The sequence below is a fragment of the Rhodococcus sp. GQ147 genome (genome assembly GCF_059759155.1).
Window position 1 is genome coordinate 1 of sequence record NZ_JCAXDU010000061.1, and the last position, 1185, is coordinate 1185.

Sequence of the window (1185 nt, forward strand, 5' to 3'; positions counted from 1 at the left end):
CTAAAGGCCTTTCGTTAATTGAGTGAGTGCTGCTCACAAGGAAAGTCCGGTGTGGTCGAGGAATCCGTGACACAGGTCGTAGCTCGAGCCGATCCTGGTCAGCCCGGACTCGGTCGCCACACGGACCTCCTCGAGGGTATCGGGGCACAGGTTGGCCAGTTCGGTGGATTTCATGTTTCCCCAGACCTGTTCGATGGGATTGAGCTCGGGTGCGTAAGCAGGGAGACGTTCGACGTGGAGCCAATCGCGCTGGGTCGCCAGCCACGCGGTCATCGCCCGGGATCGATGGGCCATCAGCCCGTCCCAGATTATGATGACCTGCTCCCCGGCGAAGTGGCCGCGCAGTTCGGTGAGGAACTCGATGAGTTTGTCGGTGTTGTAGGCGCCGTCGGTCATGGAGAACACGAACGCGCTCTCGTTGCGGTCGGGCCGGTAGGCCAGGACTCCGGCCATCGACAGGCGTTTCCAGGAGAAACGGTGATGCAGAACAGGTGTGACACCTTTCGGCGCCCAGGTTGTGCGGACCACCGGGAGCAGCGACACGCCGCTTTCGTCCTGGAAGCAGATCCACGCACCTCGACGCCGCGCTATTTTTTTATCCGCGGCCACTCGTTCTCGCGCCACGCGACGATGGCATCCTCATCGCGTTCGACCGCCCGCCGTGCCGGCCGCTGCCGACTCCAACCGAGCCGGGTCCGCAGAATCGTCCACGTCTGGGTGGGGCCGTAGGTTACGCCGGTGAGCCGCTCGATCACGATCGCGACCCGCCCCAGGGTCCATACTCCGGTTGCGAAGCCGTGGGATTGGGGTCCTTTGAGCAGTTCTTCTCGGATCACCTCGATCTGGGCGTCGTCGAGACGCGGCCGGCGTCCCGCCCGACCGGCACCTTCGAGCGCTTCACTACCGCCTTCGGTCCACTGCCGGTACCAGCGGGACGCGGTCTGCTGGGAAACTTCCAGCTCGACCGCGACATCGATCTGCCGCCGTCCCGCAGCGAACATCTCCGCGGCCTGCATCCGGCGGTCACGCAACACGTCGAGATCACGACGAGCGCCGCGCTGCTTGACTTTCCGGACATCCGATCCTTCGCCGGAACCGGTCTTCTTCCCTGCCATCCGTCAATGATCAAGCAGCACGGTGCGAATCCCGCGCAACGACACGCTCTATTACCGAAGCATCTTTAAT

2 protein-coding genes are annotated in these 1185 nt (G+C 63.4%); both read right to left on the bottom strand.

All coding sequences use genetic code 11. From position 1 onward, the window contains the following. Window positions 1-33 precede the first annotated feature (33 nt). Window positions 34-624, bottom strand: a complete 591-nt coding sequence (locus AC6CID_RS25010) for an IS630 family transposase (protein ID WP_498354666.1) — start codon at window positions 622-624, stop codon at window positions 34-36. Continuing rightward, window positions 588-1115, bottom strand: a complete 528-nt coding sequence (locus AC6CID_RS25015; protein ID WP_498354667.1) for a winged helix-turn-helix domain-containing protein — start codon at window positions 1113-1115, stop codon at window positions 588-590. The genes AC6CID_RS25010 and AC6CID_RS25015 overlap by 37 nt, the downstream gene beginning before the upstream one ends. Window positions 1116-1185: the final 70 nt, after the last annotated feature.

What these genes read in the sequence shown, in the direction of transcription:
- AC6CID_RS25015 (WP_498354667.1), bottom strand. Translation starts at nt 1,115, where the DNA reads ATGGCAGGGAAGAAGACCGGTTCCGGCGAAGGATCGGATGTCCGGAAA.